The organism is Citrobacter sp. TBCS-14 (genome assembly GCF_005280805.1).
Taxonomy (GTDB): Bacteria; Pseudomonadota; Gammaproteobacteria; order Enterobacterales; family Enterobacteriaceae; genus Citrobacter; species Citrobacter gillenii.
Genome location: NZ_SZWM01001219.1, coordinates 1 through 245, shown reverse-complemented (window position 1 = coordinate 245; position 245 = coordinate 1). Strand labels below are relative to the sequence as shown.

The following is a 245-nucleotide window of genomic DNA, read 5'->3' as shown; positions in this document are numbered from 1 at the left end:
CCAGCCAAACGGCAGTCCGCTGAGAAACAGAATACGTTGCTCAGCAACGGCTTTAACCCCTTGCCAGACGGGATCTTCTCGCAGGTACTGTGCGGTGACTGCATCCTGAACCAGGATAATATCGGGCTGCCAGCTCAACAGATTTTCCATGGATACCTGGGTCAATCCATGTCGTCCCGGGATTTGCGCGACATTGTGTAATCCCAGTAACTCTGGTGCTTCGGTATGCAGTGAACCCTGTAAAC

Annotated in this window: 1 protein-coding gene; it reads right to left on the bottom strand. The window is 52.7% G+C overall.

What is annotated here, in order from left to right; translation table 11 throughout:
* A partial coding sequence (locus FDX22_RS26340) for an ABC transporter substrate-binding protein (protein WP_146718011.1) occupies positions 1–245 on the bottom strand: 245 nt, incomplete at both ends.